The sequence below is a fragment of the Shewanella sp. SG41-4 genome (assembly GCF_014164505.1).
In the GTDB taxonomy this organism is placed as follows: domain Bacteria; phylum Pseudomonadota; class Gammaproteobacteria; order Enterobacterales; family Shewanellaceae; genus Shewanella.
Genome location: NZ_JACJFI010000516.1, coordinates 1 through 1,829, shown reverse-complemented (window position 1 = coordinate 1,829; position 1,829 = coordinate 1). Strand labels below are relative to the sequence as shown.

Below are 1,829 nucleotides of genomic sequence, written 5' to 3'. Positions count from 1 at the left end.
ATAATGTTCTAGCGTATTCCCTAAACATCCTCAATTCCTGACGTTTTACTCACCCGCTTGAAAGCATAAATGAGTTAGTATGAATGCATAATATTCTACTCATCACATTCGTAAAATTATGGCTAAATCGTAAAAATGAGGTCAAATTGTAGTTTTAGCCTCATATCTATCGTTAAATGTTGTGCGCCCCAACGAACACTGTAAATTCATTTATATATTCTAAGGTAAACCGAACATCTTAGTATATTATGTACACGTATAATCATTGCACCTACGGCCAAATTGGCTCATCATATTCTGTTTCAGTTTGCTCACTAAGGAATTCACGTTTGAAGAAGTTTTCTTGTCAATGTGGAAGCACTTTACACTTTGCTAATAGTAAGTGCGTATCATGCGGTTTGCTATTAGGTTTTATCCCAGATGACCAGCAACTCAGTGCCTTTACTAAAAACCGCAACGGGCAGCTGCAAGCATCTAGCAATGGTTTGTTATATAGACAATGTAAAAACTATTCTCAATATGATGTCTGTAATTGGATGGTGCCGATTCAAGATAGCCATGAGCTATGTGTGTCTTGTCGTCTGACAGTAGTCATACCTAACCTTTCTGATAAAAATAACATCAAGTTGTGGTTTCGTATGGAGCAAGCTAAAAGACGTTTGCTATACACTTTATTGAAGCTGAATTTACCGGTTATCAATCGATCTACTGACCCTATTTCTGGCTTAGGTTTTGCGTTTTTAAAAGATCAAGTAGAGGATGAATTTGGTAATGAATTAACGGTTAAGAACTATGTCTCTACTGGGCATAGCTCTGGATTAATTACCATTAATTTAGATGAAGCCGACTCGACATCACGTATTCAGATGCGTGAAATGATGGGTGAACGCTATCGCACTTTGGTAGGCCATTTTAGACATGAATCGGGCCACTATTTTTGGGATCGCTTGCTTAAAATCTCACCACGCTTGGATGAGTTCAGAGAGTTATTTGGTGACGAACGCTTAGATTACGCAGACGCCATGCGCCAGTATTACCAAAATGGACCGGCTAACAATTGGCAAAATGTATGGATAAGTGCTTATGCCAGTATGCACCCATGGGAAGACTGGGCTGAAACCTGGGCACATTATTTACACATGGTCGATACGCTTGAAACCGCCAATGATTTCCAATTTAGTGTATCGGGCAACATGGTTGCTAACCCGTTAGTTGATTCGGCTGATTATAGCCAGACATATACCTCAACCAGTTTCACTCATTTATTCAATGATTGGTGCCGACTCACTGCTGTTCTCAACGCTTTGAACCGAAGTATGGGGATGGACGATGCCTATCCATTTGTTATTTCAATTACAGCGCTAGATAAATTGCGTTTTGTTCATGAAATTATTACCGGCGATAACAGCCAAACTGTTGTTTAAATCAAGTAAATTATTAAAGGAGGGAAAGTGATATTTCCTCCTAAAATATGTAAAATATATTTGATGCTTTGTAAATAAAAACGAATTAATCCAATAAAGATACCAAATTGTGCGTATAGTGGTTGTTTGAAAAGCAATCGAATAAGGTATGTATGGCTATTGAATGGAATGATTACAATATCGCAAACTTTCACGATGAACTTGTTCAAAATCAAGGTGTTCTAAGACCCTACGCAATTGATTTATGTAATTACTTAAGTTCTCTTTCTGACTCCGAAATCATTGAATATAAAGCCGCGGCAGATTCTGCTATCCACGTAATGGGTATTACTTTTCGGGTATATAATGATGAGGAAGGTTCAATCGATCGGGCATGGCCGTTTGATATTATCCCGAGATTAATCG

Annotated in this window: 1 protein-coding gene and 1 pseudogene; both read left to right on the top strand. The window is 38.1% G+C overall.

Translation table 11 applies throughout. From position 1 onward, the window contains the following. Positions 1-329 precede the first annotated feature (329 nt). Positions 330-1,424 carry a zinc-binding metallopeptidase family protein gene (locus tag H5202_RS21780; RefSeq protein ID WP_182773880.1) on the top strand — a complete coding sequence of 365 codons (1,095 nt, stop codon included), beginning with the start codon at positions 330-332 and terminating at the stop codon, positions 1,422-1,424. Between the two features lie 152 nt (positions 1,425-1,576). Then, positions 1,577-1,829 (top strand): annotated as a pseudogene (locus H5202_RS21775) (circularly permuted type 2 ATP-grasp protein); the annotation flags it as partial.